We start from the raw sequence: 1,621 nt of genomic DNA, 5'->3' as shown, positions 1-1,621 counted from the left end.
GGGTACCGACTCGTACCAGTGCATCCTGTGCAAGGGCCGACGGCGTTTTGCCGGCGCTCAGGCAGGAACGCAGGCGATGGCATGACTGTCGGAAAGGCTGCGTGGAATGGAGAAAAGGCGATGGCTGCGGATGCGGATGCCTAAGCTGGATCAGTGTGCCTGAAAAATGGCTTTCCGGTTAAAAACACGACAAAAACTGCATTTTTATACTTAAACCTACGCACGAGCGCCGCATCAAAGGGATAGTTTGTTCTGACATTCATGGTTGGGGCTCTCAGAAGAGGCGATTCAATCTCCTAACCATCGAGTGGGTATGGGCGACATGACGTATCATCTCTCTGTTGTTGAAATCCTAGAAGAAATCAATTAGCAGGATACGCCTTCTGGATGCCGCGTCAGCGGCATGGAGGCGCCAGAAATCATTCAGGCCGGCACGGAGGCTATCTGGCGTCGTCAGCCCGGCAAAGCCGGTTACGGGCTTAATGGTCCCACAAACCCCCCTTCCCTGTCAGACGTCCTTAAGCATCTTGCTTACAGCGACGAAGAAGTTAATGGGTCGGAGACAAAAGGTTTCGACAGCGACACTTTACGCAATAATATAAATTATAGTTACAACATCCATTATTAAAAGCGACGCTATATGGGGTTCTGCGCCGATTTCCTCCAAAAGTCCCACATTCTTTAAATAACAAATTGAATTTTATTGAGAAAGAGGTGCATTTTTAGCATCGTTTTTTATTTTTCTTTTTAATCGAAAGTACGTCGCCCGGGATATCCCTGTTTTTTCTGTCACTCTGCTCAGAGCTTCTCCCTGTAAGATAAGCGTCAGCGCTACTGGCGTTCGTGGATGGTTCTTCCTGCCAAATTTTACGCCTGCCGCAAGTGCTGCGATTCTGCCGTCATTCGTCCGCTCCAGAATACGCTCATGCTCCGCTTCAGCTACGGCCGCAAGGATTTGGATAACCATTTTGCCCATCGTCCCCTCTGTACTGAGGCCGTTTTCCAGGAACCGGATGGCAATCCCCTTTTTGTAACAGCCGTCAACTACACGGATCATGTCAGCTGTGTTGCGCCCCAGTCGGTCCATTATTTGTGCAGAGGATTACGTCGTCTTTCTCTGCCCGGGCCAGCAGCCGCTGTAATCCTTCCCGCTCATCAGTTGCGCCTGTCATCATGTCTGTAAAGATACGATCTTCCCGCACCCCGGCATTTTTCAGCTCCGAAATTTGATGCGTCAGCTTTTGATGGCTGGTTGATACCCGTGCGTACCCCAGTAACGCCATTTTTAGTCTCACTTATCGTTTTTGATACCTCATGGTATCATAATTCACGAAATACGATTTTTGAAACCTGCTTTTATGCTGTTTTAGAGGGGTGTCAGATATCTTAATATTTGATACTTATTGGAATTTAGCAAAAATTTAACATTCAGGTGAATGCATGGCCCAATTTCCACTCGAAACGCAACAAAGTGACCCACTGGCCAGCCCCGGATAAAATCACCGTTCTGGCCCTACTGGAGAGCCTGTTGCATGCAGGGAAAACATCTCACTCAAAAAGAACGGTTCTACATCGAAAAGCGGCGGGGTGAAGCCTTAACCAAGCTACCATCGCCAGATAG

The 1,621-nt window shown here is 48.6% G+C and carries 2 protein-coding genes and 1 pseudogene; 1 reads left to right on the top strand and 2 read right to left on the bottom strand.

Going from position 1 to position 1,621, the window contains the following annotated elements; translation table 11 throughout:
* Positions 1–163: pseudogene (locus BBW68_RS20670) on the top strand (IS91 family transposase); the annotation flags it as partial.
* Between the two features lie 537 nt (positions 164–700).
* Here the strand turns inward: BBW68_RS20670 and BBW68_RS20195 are convergent.
* Together BBW68_RS20195 and BBW68_RS20190 are read right to left on the bottom strand one after the other, a co-directional pair.
* Positions 701–1,057: a recombinase family protein gene (locus BBW68_RS20195; protein ID WP_276325385.1), complete on the bottom strand. Its 357-nt coding sequence runs from the start codon at positions 1,055–1,057 to the stop codon at positions 701–703.
* A 1-nt stretch (position 1,058) separates the two neighbouring features.
* Positions 1,059–1,283, bottom strand: a complete 225-nt coding sequence (locus BBW68_RS20190; protein WP_276325384.1) for a recombinase family protein — start codon at positions 1,281–1,283, stop codon at positions 1,059–1,061.
* Between the last annotated feature and the right edge of the window lie 338 nt (positions 1,284–1,621).

The organism is Candidatus Erwinia dacicola (assembly GCF_001756855.1).
GTDB classification, from domain to species: Bacteria; Pseudomonadota; Gammaproteobacteria; order Enterobacterales; family Enterobacteriaceae; genus Erwinia; species Erwinia dacicola.
Note: the sequence above shows the minus strand (reverse complement) of the source record. Positions and strands in the feature narration are given on the sequence as shown.